A 20747-nucleotide genomic window follows, 5' to 3' on the forward strand; every position below is an offset into this window, starting at 1 on the left:
TCTCTGTAGAGAGCTAGTTTCTAATTAGAAGCCGATAGGGGTCGTTTGGTCGTAAATAAATGATCTTTTTTAATGCTTTTGTATGAAACGAGAAGATTAGTAAGTAGCACAGAACGGTTGCTCTGTGCTATTTATCAAAACTAAAGATTCGAGAATTAACATGGCCAATAAAGTAGATAGGTGCACAGGAAGATTTATTCGCCGCCATTCATGGCGTTCACCCTTCGGGCCAGCTAAAGCTGTTTTAATCCATTCCCGATGAATTTGCGGGAAGGGCTGTTTAAATGCCAAACGTTACTCGACGAAACAGCAGTTCTAATCTGTATGGCTTATGTTGACCAATATTTATTAATACAAAGGTCTATTCGGTCCCAAATGACCAACACTCTAGAAGCTTCAGACCACACCAGCATTCAACGCCGCATTGCTCAACATTTTAAATCTAGCACTAAGTTTGTTGATAATTTACATTCATTTTTACGTGTTTCAATAGCGCTGAAGACTGCCGCAATCAAAGCTAAAAAGCCGTTATGTTAATTATCATGAAAATGGCTTGGTTTCTTTGTAGCGAAAAATTGAATATGAGATTTGATGATCGGGAGGGACTTAGCATGTGGCAAGGTTAGAACGTTTAAGCCCTAACATTATTTAGAACTAAAATTCTATTTAACTGTGCTTAGCTTAATTTTCCCATAAAATGCCAATTAATATTTCTCTTGTGCAGAAAGCTTGATTTGATAATTATATAACCCATAGCTAATGAGTTAGTTTTTATGGAGTGATAATGACTTTTGGCTTATTTAAAATTAAATAACCCGATAAGTAAGCTTAAAGTAATAAGGAAGGTCTATGTGGCTGAACTTAATTTATTGCTTTACATCAAAGATACAGAATTTAGGATCTATTCGTCAATAACTTAAATGATCTGCTTTATCTGGCGTGCTGTTGAATAAGTTGTTAGGTTATAATGAAGATAGGGTGTCAGAATACAGTTGAACAGGTCAAGAAATTTTTATTGGTATAAAATTTTTAAGTATCGAACAATAACATGACTAAACTTGTTGGATATAAAGTTAAAGGGTAATATCAAAAAAACATACTAGATGAGAGATTACAAATAAGTAGTTACTTATTCATATCATATCCATTGACCCATAGGGCTAAACTGAGAGTAATATAATTATGTCGTTTAACTTATCTGCAATTTTTAAAGGTATTATCGCCGGATTTATTGGCACACTGGTGCTAACGGGTCTAATGATTCTTAAGAAAAATATGGGTATTATGCCCGGGTTAGATCCAGTTCACATGATGTCCACTATGGCCGCCGAAAAAATGGGGACCGAAGTCAATCTGATGATTGGCTGGGTCATGCACTTTGTTATTGGTTCGGTGGCCTGGGGAACAGCCTTTGCAGTCCTTAATGGTGTACTACCTGGTCGTTCACAAATCATTAAAGGGATTGTTCTGGGTGTCGCTGCGTGGTTGTTAATGATGATTGGCCCTATGCCAATGAGTGGTGCAGGATTCTTTGGTTTATCTATGGGAATCATGGCGCCGGTAATGACATTGATGTTACATATTGTTTTTGGGGCTGTTATGGGGTTAGTGTTTTCGAAATTGGGTGGAAAGGTCTAACAAACGCATCTTATTAACATGGCCATATATGGCTATGTATTTGCCGAGAAACCGGCCGATCTGTCAAACGGTATCGAGCTGGTAGCATAGGCCAGTAACAATAAAGCCCGCAGTGCGGGCTTTAAAATTAGTCCGATAAATTAACATGGTCACCCACACCGGACGACTAAATAATTAACAGTGAACTACGCTTCAAATAACATGGCCCATCCCAAGTGGCTAAATAGTAAACACTCAATTAGGCTTTAGTTAACTTTATCTTTAACAGGTAACCTAAGATGGCCAAACCTAGACAAACCATCGTTAGCCTAGAAGATACGCCTTACTATCACAGCTGTTCTGGTTGGTACGTAAGGCTTTTTTGTGCGGAATTGATAATTCAACAGGCGAGAATTTTGAACGTCGTCGCGAGTAGAATTTATAATCAAGAAATGAACAACTCTGTTGGTGAGTAATTGAAAAATCAATTAATAAATAATGGGTTAAACAGATTTTTATAGTGAGTAATTTTGGGGGAAGGTAATTTAACAAAAATATCCGCAATATCACTTTAGTTTGTTTTATTAATTTAGGACTTGCTAAATAGATTTCAGTTTAAAAAATACAACCTACAACCTACAACCTACAAGTCAATCAGATGTTAAAAGCGTTCCCCCTATTGCGACGTCAATGGATATTCATTCCAATACACAACTAAATTTAGAACATACACAAAAATAAGCATCTAGCAGAGGAAATATTCATTAGTGAGCATTTATTGTCCACTATTCACTACATCATTGAGTTGCATCAAGGATTGGCTGAAATATTTGGCTTAGATTTATTAGATAAACCTATTTTTATTAGGTGGTGGGTTTTCGGATCTTTTCAAATCTAATTGTAAAGAGAGACATCTATGAAAAACTTTCCTGAACACTATAAAGAGCTCGGTACTTGGATGGAAAAACTTGGAGTCGCCATTCCCCAGACAATGCAAGGCTTTGCTGAACTGCATAAGGCATCTATTGCTCCAGGAGCGCTAGACAGTAAAACTAAGGAACTGATTGCCCTTGGCATAGCAATAACGGTTAGATGCGATGGATGTATTACGTTTCACGTCCATGACGCATTACAGGCAGGAGCCAGTAAAGAAGAAATAGCTGAAACTGTGTCAGTGGCTATGCTTATGGGTGGTGGTCCATCAATGGTCTACGGAATAGAGGCCATGCAAGCTGTCAGTCAATATCAAGAGCAAGGAATATAATCTAATTAGAACAGAAGCTTATTATTCAAAACCAAGCACAAAATAGAAACAACATTAAGTAAAAATTCAGATGTTAATACTTATTTTTGGGCTGCTGAGTGGTTTGATATTGTATAGGAGAATAGTGATGGGTACAGTTAACAGTGATACAAATAATAATCGTCAACATCTTGAAGGTGACATTAAAGAAGCGGTTGAGGCCGATGGTAATATAAGAGAAAACGTACGTCGTATTACCCTTAAAGCATTGAGTGACGGTAAATTAGATCTCGATGAGATTACTCAGGTTACCAGCAGCGTGGTGAAAGGCGCCGGTTTAGGTGCTGTTATTCATGGCCATGATGGTCAGGACAAGTTAGCAAAAGCCGTGTCGGGTCTTGATGATGCCTTATGTTCTGCCGCGGAGGCATCAAAATTAGCCGTGGAAGAAGCCAGTTCACATGTTAAAACATTTAGTAAACAAGATTTTCAGCGTTCTATTAATGACCTTAGTGAACTCGAAACCATGTATTTAGATACGTTGAAAGAGGCCGCAAAAGAGACAAATGAGACGGTATCTGAAACTTTAAATGATTTGGTTCGTCATGGTCGTTTAACGGGTACAGCAGTCGGCCAAAAAGCGACAGAAATCGTAAAATTATTAAATTATCAAATAAGTGATAGATTAAGTGAAACAGTGACCGCGGGAGTCGATTCTGCTTCGAAAGTAACCAGCAACATCGCTTATGCGGCAGCAGGTTTTCTTGACGCGATTGCACAAAAATTGGACGAGAAGTTAGCATCCAAGTCTTCAGACAATAAACATCAATAGATAGGTGAGCCATGCTTTGGGAGACATTAAGTACCGCTCGAGATATTGGCCGACTGAATGAACTTGCTTCGGTCTTAATCCGTTATGGTTTCGGCGATGTGCTACGTAGACTTGGTTTGGCGAATATGTTTAATGGCGCCGGTAAAGCAATGCATTGGAAGCATACTTCAGACATCACCAATTTAGAATCTCCCGTCAGGTTTTGTCATGCATTGACTGAAATGGGGCCTACCTTTATTAAACTAGGACAAATTCTTGCCACTCGATCGGATCTATTTCCTCCAGAATGGACTACTGAATTTGAAAAATTACAGAATCAAGCTCCTCCGGTGCCATTTGAGTTAATCAATAAACAACTTCAGCAAGATCTAGGGTGCAGTCCACAAGAAGCTTTTGCAGAATTTGATCCTACACCTTTTGCCGCCGCATCCATTGCGCAGGTTCATCGAGCTCGCTTACAAGATGGGACAGAAGTGATTATTAAGGTTCGCAGGCCAGGGATCCGACCGATAATGGAAGCAGATTTACGTTTACTTGCCCGCATTGCTGAGCTGATGGAGTCAGAGTCAACGGCTTTACGACGTTTTAGACCCCGTGAGGTGGTACGTCAATTTACCCACTCTTTACGGCGTGAATTGGATTTATTAGCTGAGTGTCGTAATGCTGAAAGAATGGGCAAAAATTTTATTGGTGATCCAAATATTGTTATTCCTAAAGTATATTGGTCGTGGTGCAGTGAACGTGTCAATGTTCAAGAGTTTATTGATGGCATCCCTGGACGAAATATCGCAGCAGTGGAGAAGGCGGGATTAGATAGAAAACTGTTAGCTAAGTATGGCGGTCAAGCTGCGTTGAAAATGATTCTGATTGATGGTTTTTATCATGCGGATCCTCATCAAGGTAATATTTTTTATCTGCCTGAAAATCGCATCGCATTTATTGATTTTGGTATGGTTGGACGATTGTCTATGGATCGCCGACATCAAGTTGTACAACTTTTACATAGCATGGTTGAGATTGATGCTCCTCGTGTTGTTGATGTATTGCTGGGGTGGGCTGGCGATCCTCCGCTCAATTGTGAAAGTCTTACTTTTGAAGTAGAAGAGTTTGTTGATAAATATCATGGTGTGTCGTTAAAAAACTTCCATTTGAGCATGATGCTTACTGAGTTGATGTCACTGCTTAGAGAACATGGACTTAGCTTACCCCCGGATATCATTATATTGATTAAAGCATTGATAGCTCTCGAAGGTGTTGCTTTGCAGTTAGACCCTGACTTTAATATGGTAACGGAAGCAAAGCCGTTATTACGCCAGCTAATGTTAGAACGAAACGCACCAGATGCAATGGCGAAGAGAGGTTGGCAAGCTATTGTCGACACCACTGAGTTGATAACCGGATTACCGCAAGATTTACAACAACTATTACGTTCCGCGCGTAGTGGCAGATTCCAGTTACATGTTGATGTCACGCGTTTAAAAACCTTTGGCAATCAACTTGATCGTGCCGCTAGCAGAGTGGCCGTCGGTAATGTGGTCGCGGCGATGATTATTGGTTCTTCTATTGTGATGACCGTTGACGGAGGTCCGACGTTATTTGGCTTGCCATTATTTGGCATACTCGGATTTATGGGCGCTGTGGTTGGTGGAATATGGTTGTTGTTCTCTATCTGGTCTAGTGGACGCTGGAGGTAAGCAGATTATTACTCATACCCATAGATAAACATAGCCTTGCATAATTGTCGTTTTGTAACTATTTTACATTAACCTCATCAAGGATTTTTATCCTGTATTTACACATCACTCTACAGCCATCAAAAATCCCTTTCATTGGTAAAATGCCTGACTAATGTTGGTATTTAACTCCACTCATATTAGCGATTGAATTTCTGTAATTATTTTAGTCTCAGCAAAGCGTCATTAGATGTTTTTAAATATACAACAGCATATGAATCATAAATATTAAAATGATTAGAAATCGATAAGGAACTAAAAATAATACAACAAACATGGAATTTTGAGGAATATAGCCTATATAGATAAGTAGATCTTTATATTGGAGAAATAAAAATGGACTTTAAAAGTCGTGGAAAGCTACTTCTGTTAACAATGCTGCCACTGATCCTTATTACCTTACTTGTCACAATCACTTTTTACTTAAACGGAATTACAGATCTTGAGAATCAAGCCATTGATTATAAAAAAGAGTTGGTGGCAAGAAATCAAACCTTCCTCAAAGCCAATTTGCGCATGGGACGAACTGCCATAAAGGCTCTTTATGACACCGATGTGAACGGTAATAATAAAGAGCAAGCCAAGCTAATTCTTAAAAATATGCGCTTTGCCGATGATGGTTATTTTTTCGCTTATGATTCAAAAGGGGTTAATACTCTCCACGCCGTAAAGCCAGAACTAGAAGGCAAAAATTTATATGCTCTAAAAGATGAAAATGGTGTGCCTGTAATAGCAGGGTTAATTGATGCTGCAACCAAGGGCGAGGGATTCCTCGATTTCTCATGGAATAAACCGTCCATTAATGCGCAAGCACCAAAACTAGGCTATGCCGAATACATAGATAAATGGGATTGGGTATTGGGTACGGGTATCTATGTCGACGACGTTAATGACCAAGTCACTATATATATTGAAAAGAGGCAAGCCTTACTGACTGAAGATTTAAGCTTTGCGATTATGATTGCCATTCTGGGACTCGTTATTACTGCAAGTACCGTTATTTTTGTCGTCAATCGTTCTCTTATTCCATTAAGTTCGATGCTCGATAAACTCAATGAAATCGCACATGGTAATGGTGATTTAACCGGACGCCTGCAAACTCAAGGTAAAGATGAAATTGCCGAACTTGGTGATGCCTTCAACCAGTTTATGGATACCTTACAACCGATTATAACAGAGGTAAAAAATAGTTCGGTTTCAGTACAACAAGCGGCAAAGAGTCTCGATTTACAAACCAAAAACTCAGTAAAAACGATGCATATACACAGCCAAGAAACAGAAAAAGTCGTCTCGGCCATTACCGAGATGGCAGCGACAGCACGAGAAGTGGCAAATAATACGAATACAACCTCAGATGCCATCAGCTCTGCTAATAGTCAGATTAATAGCGCTCAACAAGAAGTATCTCAAGCTATTGATAGTATTCATCAGCTTGTTTCTGAGGTGAATACCACTTCAGATGCGATTAAATCGTTAAGCGAACAAACTGATCGTATAACTAGTGTGACTGACGTCATTGGTAGTATTGCAGAGCAAACTAATCTTTTGGCACTTAATGCTGCGATTGAAGCCGCCAGAGCGGGCGAGCAAGGGCGGGGATTTGCAGTAGTTGCCGATGAAGTCCGTACACTTGCAAGCAGAACACAAGCCAGTACTCAAGAAATTAATCAGATGCTGACTAACTTACAAATTGGTGTTAAAGAAGCCGTGATAACGATGTCTGCAAGTCAACATCGTGGTGAGCAAACGATCCATGACTCTTCAGTAATACAAACTCGACTATCTGATATACAAAACGTTGTAGGTGAAATTCATGATATGGGGATGCAAACCGCAACGGCAGCGGAGGAGCAAAGTGTAGTGGCCGAAGATATCACCAAAAATCTGACTCATATTCAAGATATTGTCTTTGAACTGAATGATGATCTAGAAAAAGCCGCAACCATTAGTTCTTCATTAGCCATCTCAGGCAGTCAATTGAATGAACTTGTAGGACACTTTAAAACCTAATATTGATTGGCTCGATAAAGTTAATTGAGGTAAAAGTTAAACAAAAGCCCCACCATGAATAATGGTAGGGCTTTTTGATTTAAATGTGTAAAAATGCCTGAATATGAAACAGTGTGACTAAGTATCGATAAAGCATGATAATAAAGATAATCCTAAATGCCTATTTAGGTTCACAATTTAAAAACTATATTGAGCACGCAGTGAAAAGGCATCGTCAGCGTTATATGTTTCTCCATCATCTTCGAGTTTGGCTCTAATATAGTTGACCTTGAACATTAAATTTTCGTTGACCAGATAGTTAACACCAACGGAGAAGGTTTGAGCCTTACTGTTTTCTTCTATTAAGTTAAACTGGCTCAGTCGCCAAGTAAGTTCCCAGTCGTTATTAGCTTTAATGCTGCTAAGTTTGCCATTTTTGTAGTGGCGATTTTTACCCGATAGGGGATAGCTCATTTGATAGTAGCCACCTTCATAGTGATGGGTTCCTTTTGTAGGATCGTCAATATCAGCTTGTATCCACTCCGCCATGGAGACAAAGCCTTGGTACTGCCACATCAATTCAATACCCGCAAGCGATTCATCATCTGCGTTTAGTCGGGTCCCTTCTAGTAATGAATCACTGGAATAAACCTCTAACGGTTCATTAATCCGAAATTCATCGCCCCCTAAGTGGCGTTCGCTTAACGCGGCACCAAGATGGATGAAGTTATCATCGGGATCGACTAGAGCCCATGTCAGTCTACCCGTAACCCCATAGTTATCTGCAGAATCCTCGTCTTGAAAATAGCCAATATCCCAATTAACGTTACCTTCTTTACCGCTTAGATTAGCTCCAACACTGCGTCCTGGTGCCAGAGCTTCAGTGACCATACTGCGCTCTATCATAAAGGTATTACGAGAGCCGGTGAGTTTCTCTAAACCAAAGGGCTCTTTTTGTTTACCCACTGTAATAGTCGCCCAGTCCCAGCCTTGGTATTGAAGATAGGCATCCTTAATCTCTACAGCATCACCATCAGACAGATCAACTTGAAATTTACTTTTCCAGTTGTCACTAAATTTGATTTTTGTGCTTAATCGCGCCCGACGCACATCTGATCCGTAATTATCAGATTCATCATCTTCTAGGAAAAGATCTGAGAATTGATCATGATCGAGCATGATATAACCTCCCCATTTGAATTCAGGGTAATCGGCTGCTGAGCTACTGGATGCCAACAACAATAATGTTGGCGTTAAATAAGATATGAGTTTTTTCATGAATGCGTCTCTATTTGACTGTTAGGACTGGAGGCATGATCTTTCTGTAGTATATCGGACGGAGTGTAGTGCACGATGAGCTCAGCGGTATCTCTGAGAAAGTCGATATGCTCAATATCCACGCTGGTAACTTGCAAACCAGTGCGTTCACGCAGATCGGCCAGCAATAGCGCCCTATTTTGAGGCTTAATATTATCGATACGTTCGTATGAGATCCGCTGTATTTGATTGTGCCCTTGAAAAAAGCGGGTATCGACCAGAAAAGCAATAAAACACAAAGATCCATTGATTGAAAACAACTCTAATATAGGCAGTTTACTAACAGCAGATAACAGTGCAATGGCAGTAACCAAAAACAGGTAAGTCATCTCTTTTATTGAGATGGTATCCGTGCGATAGCGCAGCATGCCGAACACGGCAAACAAACCAAAAGCAAATTCCATCGACATGTCGATGCCGTGTAGTAAGAACGTGATTAAAAATATACCAATGCCAAATAAAACGAAGGATCCAGCCACGTTAGCGTTCTTATTAATACGGTAATAGCAACCGTAGCAAAGTATAACGATGGAAATAAAATTCACTAAAAATAGAACAAGAAAATCATACGTAATTTCGGTCATATCAATAACTCCATGGCGCAGTAGGATGTTGTTGGTTTAAAGAGGACAGTTTCATCAGAGTGGGTTTAAAACGGTTATATTTAATTCCTTGTTGATAAAGCAGTACACAGCCGATGCAGTATTTACTGAAAGAGATAGGGGAAAAATTATGGGTAGGCATCATCTGATAAAATGGAGAATTTTTTGAATATTTTTTTTGCTTTAGCTCGACGATAAAAAAACCATCGAGTTCAATGCGCTCCACTCCATTAGAAGACTGATACCAGAGGTTATAGTCTATAGTAAGGCGTTCAGGGATGGCCTCATTGGCTAGTGCAATACGTTCATAGCCACCTTGTTGAGACACGCTTAAATCGTCAAAATTGACACCAAGATGTTTACGAATAAATGATTGGTTATCATCATCGCACTGGATACTTTCGTCGCAACGGACACGGCTTTTGATGGTTCTTTTATGATTGTTTTTAAATTTTACTTCTAGGAATTGGGTATCCGTGTCTAAATAAGTACGCTTACGAACTTTAAAGCGGTTTAACTTGCCATTGTGGTGATCTTTGTAGAAATTCATCTCCTGTGTATCAAAGTATTGGTTGAAGTAGTTTGCCGTACGTTTGCCATTGATTTGTAAGACGCTGTAATGAGAGCGAGCCGCTTTGAGTAGATCAGGTAAAACATCTAGCGGTAAGATAAATTTAGAATCTACTCTATCTTGCAAATTAGCATGATGTAGATCGGCAAGACTGTGTCCTTCATATGTCGTCAGCAATTGCTCGATGGTATGGTTATCAGTTTTCATTAGTGTTGTTTACCTGTAACCGTGTTGGATTTTTTATGCTGAGGTTTGTCCGGTCGCTAGCGCATTTAATACGGTATTGATCATCACATACGGGAAAATTTTGTAGAGTGTTGTTATCTTGTCTATTAAACATTTACCTTCCTTATGTAGTTAAGCTTTTACCCGATAGCTTGATAAGAAACCTTTATCTAATTTAAATCATACAAATAGATTGTGCAGAAAGGATGAGGGAAGTGTGGAGATAGCTTGTAGAAAGCAATAAATGATAGTGCTATCGCATTCTTTGTTGTGCTTAGTCATTGTAAGAATGGAACTCGATTGACTGTGTGAGAGTAAATACTTAACTTATATTGATTTTTTGACTCGCGAGCTAAATTTAAACGTGAGCAGTATAATCAATCGAGGTAAAATGGCGCTAAAGAGAAATTGAGTTACTGTTATTACTCGACATTGGCAACAAAAACACCAATAAAATTAAACAGTTAACAACGTCAGTATCGTAAGCATAGACAGCCCGATTTTGTGGGTTACTTTAGTATCACAACTTTCTGCTATATTGATTGCAATCAGCATTTTTGATTCCAGTAACAGCTATTATAACCGTTATATATTGATGAGCCTGTTTGATTATTTTTCGTTGCTTTACCATTTTTATACAACAATTATAATACAGTTTATGAAAGCATTAGTTTGACTTTTTATTAATTTAAAAATCAATACGGGGTCATTTATTGACTGTTCTATTTATAATCCTTAAAGGTCTTTTTAATAATGGAATACATCCTAGACTTATATTTAAATAAGATATTTTAATCAATTAGCTACTCAGCTTTAATGTTAACAATGTAAATAAAACTATTTTCATTTTTATTTACATTATTAATAACATGGTTAATACACCGTAATACTAATGAAAAATGAAACATATCTCACAGATTTTTATTTAATGATAGGTTAGTCGGGTGCAAGGTAGTGATCACGTATTTAGAAAATATTAGATCTAAGTCGATATCGATAATCGCTACAATTGAAGTTGTTATATAACGTATTAAAATAGATTAATCATTAAATTATATACATGGCAGTACTAATATGATCTCTAGGAAAACTACTTTTAAACTTTCAACTGTAACCTTGGCTATTGGACTTTGTTTTACAGTACAGGCTGATGAAATTAGCCGTGATCCTTTACTTAATATCAATGAAGTCATTGTTGTTCATGGTGACGGTGGTCAACCCAGAGATATGGCTACGACTCATTGGAGCATCAATGATGAAGAGATCCGAGCTTCAGGAGCCCAAACGTTAGAACAAGTTCTAAAGAATGTGCCCGGGGTTTACATTCGTGTGGGCGGAGATGGTACACCAAGAGTTGATATCCGAGGTTTTAAGAGTCGTCATGTCACATTACTTGTTAATGGTGTGCCAATGAGCAGTGCCGGTGACGGGCAATTTAATCCTAGCGTTATTCCTACCAGCCAAATTGCATCAATAGAAGTATCTGTTGGACCAACTTCGGTACTTTATGGACCAAGTGGTGCTGGTGGTGTTATCAATATTATTACAAAGCAGGGTAGCACAGCTCCATCTTTGTCAGGTCGCCTAGAATCGGGTGAAAACGACACCTTTAATGGTGATATTAGTGCCGCTGGTTCAGGTGATGATTGGCAGGGGTTAATGAGTGTAAGTCGACAACAAACTGATGCTTACCCAATGTCAGATGATTTTGAAGCTACAGAATATCAAGACGATAACTTGCGTGAAAATTCAGATAAAGAAGTTACCAATGTTTATGCTCAAGGAAGTTATTGGTTATCTGACAAAACCCAACTTATTACCAATATGGCATTTCGTAATGGCGATTGGGGCAAACCGTCTCGCGATGGTACAGGTACTGGAAGTGTGAAGTTTGAACGTGTTGATGATTTTGATGAACATACTTTACAGTTAGGTCTAGCTCATGAATTTAACGATACTTTTATTATTCGTGGCTTTGGTTATCACAATCAAACCGATATGTTAGAAGCGTCTTACAAAGATGAAACCTACCTAGATTTAAAAGAAACCCAAGATAGTAGTTCCGTAGTACAAGGTATTAATTTACAGCTGATTACTGATTTGAAAAATGTCGGTTTATTGACAACGTCTGTTATTGCGGAAAAACAAAGCTGGGAATCAACGATTGCGATTGATGATCCAGACAACATAGATGATTCTGCTTGGTTATATACCGCAGCTGCAGAGTATCAATATCATTCTGAACTGCAATACGGTTTTACATTAGGTGCAGCTTTTCATTCCCTAGATAATTCAGACAGTACTGACGATAACTATTCAGCTATGGCGTCGAGTTATTGGCAAGTTGCCAAAGATTCACGTTTAAGTTTAAGTGTTGCACGTAAAGTCCGTTTCCCATCGATGGAAAACTTGTATTCATTATCCGCTGGTAATAGTGATTTAGAAGCAGAAGAGTCTAAGCACGTAGAGCTTGGCTTAGAGCAGAATTTACCTGCAGATACTGATTTTTCATTATATGGCTATTACACCGATGCTAAAAATTATATCGCCAAAGATAACGATGATTTTTATCAAAACATGGATCGTTATAAATTTAAAGGGATTGATTTTCAAATTAATAACAATAGCATTGATAAGTTAGATTTACGTTTTTCATATAGCTATCTTGATTCGGAGGAAATGGACGATGATGATACGTTAGATTCATTACAGTACCGTCCACGTCACCAACTGCGTTGGCAAGTAAACTATGAGCTTCCATTTGAACTTAAGATGAATATAAATGTAGAGCGTATATTAGATCAAGTATATGCCGCCAAGGTGAAAATTGATGGTAAAACTCAATATCAACAGCAATCACTTGATAATTATACATTAGTTGATGTGAATTTTGCTTACCCTCTCATTAATGAGAAGTTAGAGCTATACATACGTTCAACCAACTTGTTAGATGAAAATTATTATCAGAGTGAGTCTTTACCTCAAGCGGGACGTCAGGTCTTTGTTGGCGTGAACTGGCAGATATAAGATTAAATTACTTGAGCTAAAGAATGTTAGCGTTAGCTATGGCAGCCATTTACCAAAGGTATTGCAAAATATCAACTTGGTGATTAGTCGTGGTCAATGCCATTGCGTGAGCGGTCCAACAGGATCGGGTAAGTCTAGTTTATTAAATTTGCTTGCAGGTGTGCTCAATCATCCACATGACGGTGACATTTGGTCTAATCCTCAACTTCTTGCGGGTCTTGTGACTCAAGACCCGCAAACCCAACTATTACGCAATACTGTGGGTGCCGAAGTGGCATTTACTCTGGAAAATATTGGTGTACCTGCGAAGGACATGTTACCGAAAGTTCAATTAGCGTTAAGACGTGTGGGTTTACATATGCGCCTTGATACTAAAGTGAACACTCTTTCGCTTGGTCAAAAATATCGTCTTATAATGGCTTCTCAGTTGGTATGCGAACCTAATTTACTCTTGCTAGATGAGCCTTGGGCACAATTAGACGACAAGGGGGTAAGTGAGCTTTTGGCTGTACTGCACAATCTTATCCAAGATGGTATGGCTCTTGTGTTGGTAGAGCACAACCCTCATGCCTTTGCTGACATTATTCAATATTATTGGCAGTTTGACGACGGGGATTTATCCGAAGGTATTTATAGCATCAACAGTGATCTTAGACCGCAACTCGGTTCGCAACAAAAAAGTTGTAGAAAGGAAGAGGAGGAGTTTATAGATGATGTGGTTATTAGTGCTAAAGCGTTTGAATTTAGATTTGATGGCAATCCTAAGTTGTTTACCTGTCCACAAGATTTAACATTATATGCAGGAGAAATTGTTAGCTTAATTGGGGATAATGGCTCGGGGAAAACAAGTTTATTGAGGGCATTAGCTGGCGTACTCAGTTTAAAGAAACGGTTGCCTTTAACTGTCTTAGAACGGACTCCAAAACTTGGGGTTTATGGGGCTGAACTGGGTTTTTTAATGCAAAGACCGAGTCGACAATTATTTGAAACTAATGTGTTAGCTGAAATGCAATTTAGCTTAAAGCGTTTTGATCTTCCCCAAATTCGTGCGACGGAAATGCTGGAGGAGCTTGAATTAACTACATTATCTAATTTGTCACCACATACATTGTCATACGGTCAACAGCATATCATTGCCCTTGCATCGTTAGCATGTTTACAACCTAAGTTATTGTTATTAGACGATCCTCTGGCGGGAATGGATAAGTTTTACTACAGCAAAGTGTGGTACTTGCTTGAACGTTTGCAATCTCAGGGCTGTACTATTTTACTCAGTAGTCATAGAAGCATTAAGCATCATGCTATTTCTCGGCAATTTGGCCTGCGTGAAGGTCTGTTACAAGAGGAGAGTATTTAAATGGGAAATAAAAATGAAGGCTAGAGGCCGATTGGGTGGTATCCAATGGTTTAATACATGGGGTCCAGAACGTCGGGAAACCGTGAGTTGTGCATTGTCATTACTATTGGTGTGCGTGCTATCTGCTTGTGCTTTTGTACTACCTACATCTTTATTGTTATTTCTGGTCGGGATCAATGGACTATTAGTCATTCATGGCTTGTTATGTCGCGGTAATATATGGGGCGTGGTTAAACTTGCTTTAATCCAACTCATCATCACTTTGGGTTTGTATTTAATGCTCTATGGTATTGGATCATTAATTGATGGTTCTGTGGTCGTGGTACGCATTGTATTGGCAACCATTCCCAGTTGGTGGCTTTGTATTACTGTTGCACCAGAGCGCATTGGCGAAGTGCTGAGTTCATTTTTACCCAAAAAATGGGCCTTTGTGGTCGCAGCCTCCTTAAGCTTACTGCCTTATATGTTAGATGAAATCCGCGAGATATATCAGATCCAGTGTCTACGAGGTGCGCGTATCACACCCAAGGCACTGCGTAACCCCAAAAATTGGTCTGAGCTAGTTTATTGTGTGCTCTTTCCTGCATTGATCCTGTTATTAAAGTTATCACACCAAATGGCGGTAGCGGCACACAGTCGTCATTTTGGTCAACATCCACGACCAACACATTGGCATTCACCTAGAGAAAACGATGAATAATAAACGTTCTTTGAGTCTCCAAGACTCTCTATTTGTGGGCTTTTGTGCCACATTGCTGGTTGCATTAACTGGGTTATTAAGGCTGAATATTGGCTTGTCAGGACATACGATGTTTTTAACCAGTTTTTTCTATTTAATTTGTTACGGGGTGTTAGGTCGTTTCGGAAGTATTACGGCCTGTGGTGCTATTGCTGGGTTTGTCGCTATGGCTCTAGGTGTTGGTAAAGGAGGACCTTTGATCCTGTTGAAGTTTATATTACCCGCCATCAGCATGGATTTAGTTGCGCTACTTTTGCCATTAAGTATGAACATTCATTGGCGCTGTGTGATTCTAGGAATTTCAGGCTGTATTGCCTGGGCTGGGAAAGTGGCACTGGCTAACATGCTTGCTGGAATGGCACTGGATGTAATGTTCATTCAATGGGGTATCAGTATATTGCAAGGCGGTTTCTTTGCCATATTGGGAGCATTATTGGTGCCTCCGGTACTCGCTAGGCTGAAAGCTCATGATTTACTAAAAACAGATAGATAACGTTAATTTTGGACAAAGAACTGTTTGATATCAAATCAGTGAAACATTCTGATTTCGGCTCCTAAATTTCATCTTTTAGCCCGAATTAAGAAGAAAAAATACTATAGAGTTATTAACAAAATTCAGGATATAAAATGAAAAACTGGCTGATTTGTATCGACGATACCGATGATATAGGCACTAAAGGCACTGGTGAAATAGCCGAAGAAATAGCACAAATACTTGCTGAGGTTTCAGGCGGGAAAGTATCTTTTATTACTCGTCATCAGTTGTTTGTGCACCCTGATATTCCCTATACATCCCACAACAGTGCTATGTGTTTTCATTTGTGTTCACCATTACCACAAGATGAAATTCTTAAGCTTGCAGTCGCTCATTTAGTCGCTGAATCTGCACCTGCAGCAGACCCTGGGATTGCCATTCTTGACACTGGCTCCGTATTTGATGCATCTGCGCTGATAGACTTTGGCCGTAAAGCTAAATCAGAAGTTATCACTAAAGCCACGGCTTATGCATTGGCCGAGCAACAGAACATAAGTTTGACGGAACATGGCGGAACGGGCCAGGGTATTATTGGAGCTTTAGCCGGATTAGGTTTACGTTTGTTGGGCAATGATGGACGCGTTAAAGGAAAAATTAAACTCGGGCAGTCTGACGAGGTTCCACATGAATTAAGCGTGGCCGATATTCTTGCTAAAACAGGCCTTGATGCAGTTATGAGCACCGATGAGTATCAACTCAAGCTTGATGAGACGGTCCAACTTAAAGGCAAAGTGAAGGCGGTTTATCTTAATCATAAGTTCGTATTGTTAGTTAATCGAGACGCTAATGTGTGGTGCAATGCCAGTAAACAAGTTTTACAGCATTATTGAACAACTATCCTGACACTCGGGGAGGTATAAAAATGGACCCAATATCAGTTCGAAAGGAATTTGAGCAAAATGGAACCCAATGGATTTTTCGGACGGGATTGGGACAATATGGCAAGGCTAGAGCAGTGGCACTGCAATGTCATTTTTTTACTGCTGATGATGAAGATGAACAAATTGATGATGAACTGCGTTCTTGTTATAACTGTCAATATCGCCGATGGACAATGACTAGCTTTGAATGTGTTGCATTAAATAAAGGTATCATTAAATAAGATAAATGCTGCATTCAATACCATTTGCTTTATTTCAGTCACCACTATTTTTTTCATTTATTTAAACCACTAATAGAACCCAAATGGCTATTTTTGTAAAACCGAAATAGCCATTTTGATTCAATTGTGTTTGTCTGGAATCTCGATTATTTCTTGTTTGTTTATTAAATAGACTAATATTATCTATCAATTTAGTATCTTAACAGTATACATCTGTATCTGAGTTCATTAAGCTTACCGACCAAGTTTTTGATGCTCCGTTAAACATATCAGCAAAAAATGATGGGTTGGAATGGTAATTTCTCTATTATCGCAGAGCTTTAAAATAAAATTCCAATTAAATCATTATGAACTAAGCTTGGTTGACAATACATCTGATCTGGTTTTTTTCGAAGTTCTTATTTAATAAATACAACACATTAGGCTACCAATGTCGTTTAGCCAAGTTTGGTAACATATATTGATAAAATATCATCACATACAAAGGTTTTTACAATGAGAATAATAAGTCGTTTGTACTTTGGGTTTGCAACTCTACTGGTAATTATGGTTGGTATAACCTTGTTTGGTTTGGTGAAAATTAGTATCGCAGATAACAATTTAACTAAATTATCAGAGCAATCTGCTGTTGAGCAGCGCCAAGCGATTAATTTTAGAGGTAGTGTACATGATAGAGCTATTTCAATTCGAGATTCTGTTTTAGTTAATAATAAAGGTTTATCGAAGAAGCATCAGGACGATATAGTCCGCTTGAATAATTATTACCAAATAGCGGCAAAAAAGCTCGATAGCATGTATGAAAACGTGCAACACAATGATGAAGAGTTAACGCTGTTACAAGACATCAAAGAAATTGAAATCACTACTTTAACCTCAACTGCAACCTTGCTTGGTATGATTAATACAAATCGTAATGAAGCGGCAGCAGAATATTTGTTGACGACAGTTTCTCCTTTATATAGCGACTGGTTAAAAAGAGTCAATAAACTCATTGATTATCAAGAATCACAAATTCAACATCAAGTTTCTGCTGCAAGAGAGCAAACAACTAGCTTCCAGTCGGTCATGCTTGTTGTTACCGTAATAGCATTAATTATAGGCAGCATCGTTGCTTTCACTTCTGTAAAACAGCTAAAAAATATTATCGGTGGTGAACCAGAGTATGCCGCGAAGGTAATCCAACAAATTGCCGCAGGCGACCTTACTGTTAAAATAGACGTTACAACACCCAATAGTATTCTATGCGCAGTACAAGACTTAGCCGTTAATTTGGCTGAAATTACCAAAAACTCAATGACAGCTGCGAGTAAATTATTATCATCGTCTAAAGATTTATACCAAACGGCGAAACAAAATGAGCATTTAATTAATAATCAAAAACTAGCAACTGATCAAGGTGCTGCAGCTATTACGCAAATGTCGGCTACAGTGGCAGAAGTTGCTAGTCACACTAGTGAAGCTGCAATGTTAGCGCAAACGGCAACCAATGAATTTAATGCTGGTCAGCTTGAAGTGAGTAAAACCCAAGCCGATATTAATTTGTTAGCTATAAAAGTTAGCGAAGCTGCAGATATCATTAACTTATTATCTCAAGACAGCCAACAGATTGGCTCTGTGTTAGATGTAATACAGGCTATTTCTGAACAAACAAATTTATTGGCATTGAATGCCGCTATTGAAGCTGCTCGGGCTGGGGAGCAGGGGCGTGGCTTTGCTGTTGTTGCTGACGAAGTGCGTAATCTTGCCCAACGTACACAAGAATCAACTCGCCAAATTCAAGTCGTTATTGAAAATATGCGCACCAGTTCTGTTAAAGCAGTTACGGTTATGGATGAAGGTAAAAATCAAGCCAATACCAGCGTGGAACAGGCCAAATGTGCTGGCGAATCGTTAACCGCAATCAATGTTTCTGTCATAAAGATAAGTGATATGAACACACAAATTGCTACTGCCGCTGAACAGCAATCGGTGGTTGCCGCTGAAATAAACCAAAACTTTAGTCAAATCACCCAATCTTCATCGTTGGCTCAGCAAGAGGCGAGTAAAATTACTGCAGCTAGTCATCAACTTGAAGAGTTAGCTCAAACGTTAGAATTAAACGTCAAACAATTCAGAACCTAGGCTTAACGCAGTTAGCACTAAGCAGACAGACACCATTTTCGGTATCTGTCTGTATTAACAATAATCCGCTTGAATTTATACCCTCTCAACAAATAATCCATAAAAAAACTTTATAAATGACATTTATATTAATTTTCAAACCAAGCTGAAACTGGATGAAAGTTGAATAATTTTATCAGTACTATTTTAACGTTATGGTTAATTTTTGTGAGTGCAGTTAATTATAATATTAATGCGATCATGCATCGGTCGAAACCTTAATGATATTGGCTTTTGAATAATCTGTCAGTGTTAGCATTTAATATATAGAAGAAAACATCGGGTGAGCGCAATGCATTATCGATGTAATGACGATACTTAAATGGATGTCATACTAGGTAGTGTAAGCATGATTAACAAAGACACTGAGCGGTTAAATTAGTTTGGGCGTTGGAATAATTCAACCATATGAGATAACAGTCTTTATTGCTTTGCAGAATCAATAACAGTTTAATGTGATGTATCCCTCAATAAGTTATTTTAATTAGTAAATTTACTTTGTTATCGACTATGATTAGTTGTGTATTTGATGATAGGGATCTCAGATAAATAATGACAATGATGTTTACCAACATAGAGTTTTGTGACGATGCGACAGAAGAAAATGTCGTGGAACTCATAGAGCGTTCAATAAGTGCTGATGCAAAGTATATCGTCGTTTTAATTGCCAGCCAGTCAACAGTGCGAATCGAATCGATACCTAACCTTGCTGCAGTAACATCTGTGCCCTTGAATGCCTGTATCATTCCAGGGGTAGTATACGGAAACCATTATAGCTATCGGGGAGTACTCGTCATTGGTTTCAAAGACCCTATAACAAGTTTAATTATTCCTAATATTGCAGCTAGTCATGATGTGTTATGTCATCAACTGCAGCAGTTTGTGGCCGATAACGGCAGTTTCGGTTCTGCTTTCATATTTGTTGATGGGTTAAGCCATGCTGTTGAACCATTCATTGCTACCGTTTATGAAAAACTGGGGAGTGACAGAACCTTAATTGGTGCCGGTGTTGGCGATATTGATAACCGTTTTAATATGAGCATTGCCGATGTGCAGGGGTGTTTCAGAAATGCCGCTATTATATTTTGTTTATCGAACTCCTACAAAATTCAAGTAGTCGGTAAGCATGATTTACCAAAGATTGCAGGTCCCTACCTTGTTACTGAAGCTTATGAAAATGTTATCCATAGTTTGAATTATCAACCTGCTGTTGAGATATTTAGTGAAGCGATATCTTTACTTAGCGGTATCGATATTACCAAAGAAAATATAAATAAATATCTTCACTGTTATCCTTTTGGATTGAAGCAATTAGACGAAGAATATTTAGTCAGGGACATTATTTCAGTTAATGAAAATAGCCTAGTTTGTGTTGGTAATGTCGCTGAAAATAGTTTGGTTTATATACTCCATGCTACGAAAGAGGTATTAATTTCTGCTGCCAGTGATGCTGGTGCCCAATTCGCAGCTAAATTATCCCCGAATAAAACCGATAAAATACGCCATGTATTTTTAATTGACTGTATTTCTCGAGCATTTCACTTACAAAGTGATTACCAGTTGGAACTTGACGCGATTAATAACCAATTTGCTGGTGGAAATATTATTGTTGGCGTGCTGTCGATTGGGGAAATAAAAAATTCTAACCAGGGTGCAATTCAATTCTTGAATAAGACGATTGTGCTTGGAGGGATGTAA

The 20747-nt window shown here is 38.6% G+C and carries 16 protein-coding genes and 2 pseudogenes; 15 read left to right on the forward strand and 3 right to left on the reverse strand.

The genetic code is table 11. The annotated features are described in order from the left end of the window. Positions 1–270: 270 nt before the first annotated feature. From FH971_RS08925 to FH971_RS08955, 7 genes and pseudogenes are all read left to right on the forward strand, one after another. Positions 271–426 (forward strand): annotated as a pseudogene (locus tag FH971_RS08925) (transposase); the annotation flags it as partial. A gap of 756 nt (positions 427–1182) precedes the next feature. Next, positions 1183–1638, forward strand: a complete 456-nt coding sequence (locus FH971_RS08930; RefSeq protein ID WP_140234064.1) for a DUF6789 family protein — start codon at positions 1183–1185, stop codon at positions 1636–1638. Between the two features lie 278 nt (positions 1639–1916). Further along, a pseudogene (locus FH971_RS20535) lies at positions 1917–2047 on the forward strand (transposase); the annotation flags it as partial. A 486-nt stretch (positions 2048–2533) separates the two neighbouring features. Continuing rightward, positions 2534–2881 (forward strand): carboxymuconolactone decarboxylase family protein, encoded by a 348-nt coding sequence (locus FH971_RS08940; RefSeq protein WP_240778463.1) that lies wholly within the window; start codon positions 2534–2536, stop codon positions 2879–2881. Between the two features lie 127 nt (positions 2882–3008). Continuing rightward, positions 3009–3692, forward strand: a complete 684-nt coding sequence (locus FH971_RS08945; protein ID WP_140234065.1) for a DUF6781 family protein — start codon at positions 3009–3011, stop codon at positions 3690–3692. Between the two features lie 11 nt (positions 3693–3703). Further along, entirely contained in the window at positions 3704–5386 is a 1683-nt protein-coding gene (locus tag FH971_RS08950) for an ABC1 kinase family protein (protein ID WP_137220879.1), read from the forward strand. Positions 5387–5761: 375 nt separating this feature from the next. After that, the gene (locus FH971_RS08955) at positions 5762–7435 is read left to right on the forward strand and encodes a methyl-accepting chemotaxis protein (protein ID WP_140234066.1); all 1674 of its coding nucleotides are present in this window, start codon (positions 5762–5764) and stop codon (positions 7433–7435) included. A gap of 177 nt (positions 7436–7612) precedes the next feature. Here FH971_RS08955 and FH971_RS08960 read toward each other — a convergent pair whose 3' ends face one another. From FH971_RS08960 to FH971_RS08970, 3 genes are read right to left on the reverse strand one after another with little or no spacing between them, the layout of a single operon-like run. Beyond that, the gene (locus tag FH971_RS08960) at positions 7613–8692 is read right to left on the reverse strand and encodes an OprO/OprP family phosphate-selective porin (RefSeq protein ID WP_140234067.1); all 1080 of its coding nucleotides are present in this window, start codon (positions 8690–8692) and stop codon (positions 7613–7615) included. Continuing rightward, complete coding sequence (locus tag FH971_RS08965; protein ID WP_140234068.1) at positions 8689–9315, reverse strand: DUF4956 domain-containing protein; 627 nt, start codon at positions 9313–9315, stop codon at positions 8689–8691. Before FH971_RS08965 ends, FH971_RS08960 begins: the two co-directional genes overlap by 4 nt. A 1-nt stretch (position 9316) precedes the next feature. Continuing rightward, positions 9317–10111 (reverse strand): polyphosphate polymerase domain-containing protein, encoded by a 795-nt coding sequence (locus FH971_RS08970; protein WP_140234069.1) that lies wholly within the window; start codon positions 10109–10111, stop codon positions 9317–9319. 1092 nt (positions 10112–11203) lie between these two features. On the opposite strand from FH971_RS08970, the gene FH971_RS08975 reads away from it, so the two are divergent. The 8 genes from FH971_RS08975 (at position 11204) to FH971_RS09010 (ending at position 20747) form a co-directional block, all read left to right on the forward strand. Continuing rightward, positions 11204–13156 carry a TonB-dependent receptor plug domain-containing protein gene (locus FH971_RS08975; RefSeq protein ID WP_140234070.1) on the forward strand — a complete coding sequence of 651 codons (1953 nt, stop codon included), beginning with the start codon at positions 11204–11206 and terminating at the stop codon, positions 13154–13156. A gap of 1 nt (position 13157) precedes the next feature. Then, positions 13158–14513, forward strand: a complete 1356-nt coding sequence (locus FH971_RS08980) for an ATP-binding cassette domain-containing protein (RefSeq protein ID WP_140234071.1) — start codon at positions 13158–13160, stop codon at positions 14511–14513. Positions 14514–14526: 13 nt separating this feature from the next. Next, the gene (locus FH971_RS08985) at positions 14527–15213 is read left to right on the forward strand and encodes an energy-coupling factor transporter transmembrane component T (RefSeq protein ID WP_140234072.1); all 687 of its coding nucleotides are present in this window, start codon (positions 14527–14529) and stop codon (positions 15211–15213) included. Further along, the gene (locus FH971_RS08990) at positions 15206–15745 is read left to right on the forward strand and encodes a core component of ECF transporter (RefSeq protein ID WP_137220863.1); all 540 of its coding nucleotides are present in this window, start codon (positions 15206–15208) and stop codon (positions 15743–15745) included. The genes FH971_RS08985 and FH971_RS08990 overlap by 8 nt, the downstream gene beginning before the upstream one ends. A gap of 134 nt (positions 15746–15879) precedes the next feature. Then, on the forward strand, positions 15880–16617 hold the full coding sequence (locus tag FH971_RS08995) for a DNA-binding protein (RefSeq protein WP_140234073.1): 738 nt from the start codon (positions 15880–15882) through the stop codon (positions 16615–16617). Positions 16618–16649: 32 nt separating this feature from the next. Further along, the gene (locus FH971_RS09000; protein ID WP_140234074.1) at positions 16650–16889 is read left to right on the forward strand and encodes a hypothetical protein; all 240 of its coding nucleotides are present in this window, start codon (positions 16650–16652) and stop codon (positions 16887–16889) included. Between the two features lie 495 nt (positions 16890–17384). After that, positions 17385–19010, forward strand: a complete 1626-nt coding sequence (locus FH971_RS09005) for a methyl-accepting chemotaxis protein (protein WP_140234075.1) — start codon at positions 17385–17387, stop codon at positions 19008–19010. 591 nt (positions 19011–19601) lie between these two features. Then, a complete protein-coding gene (locus FH971_RS09010; protein WP_140234076.1) occupies positions 19602–20747 on the forward strand; it encodes an FIST signal transduction protein in 1146 nt (381 codons plus the stop codon).

The sequence above is a fragment of the Shewanella polaris genome (assembly GCF_006385555.1).
Lineage (GTDB): Bacteria > Pseudomonadota > Gammaproteobacteria > Enterobacterales > Shewanellaceae > Shewanella > Shewanella polaris.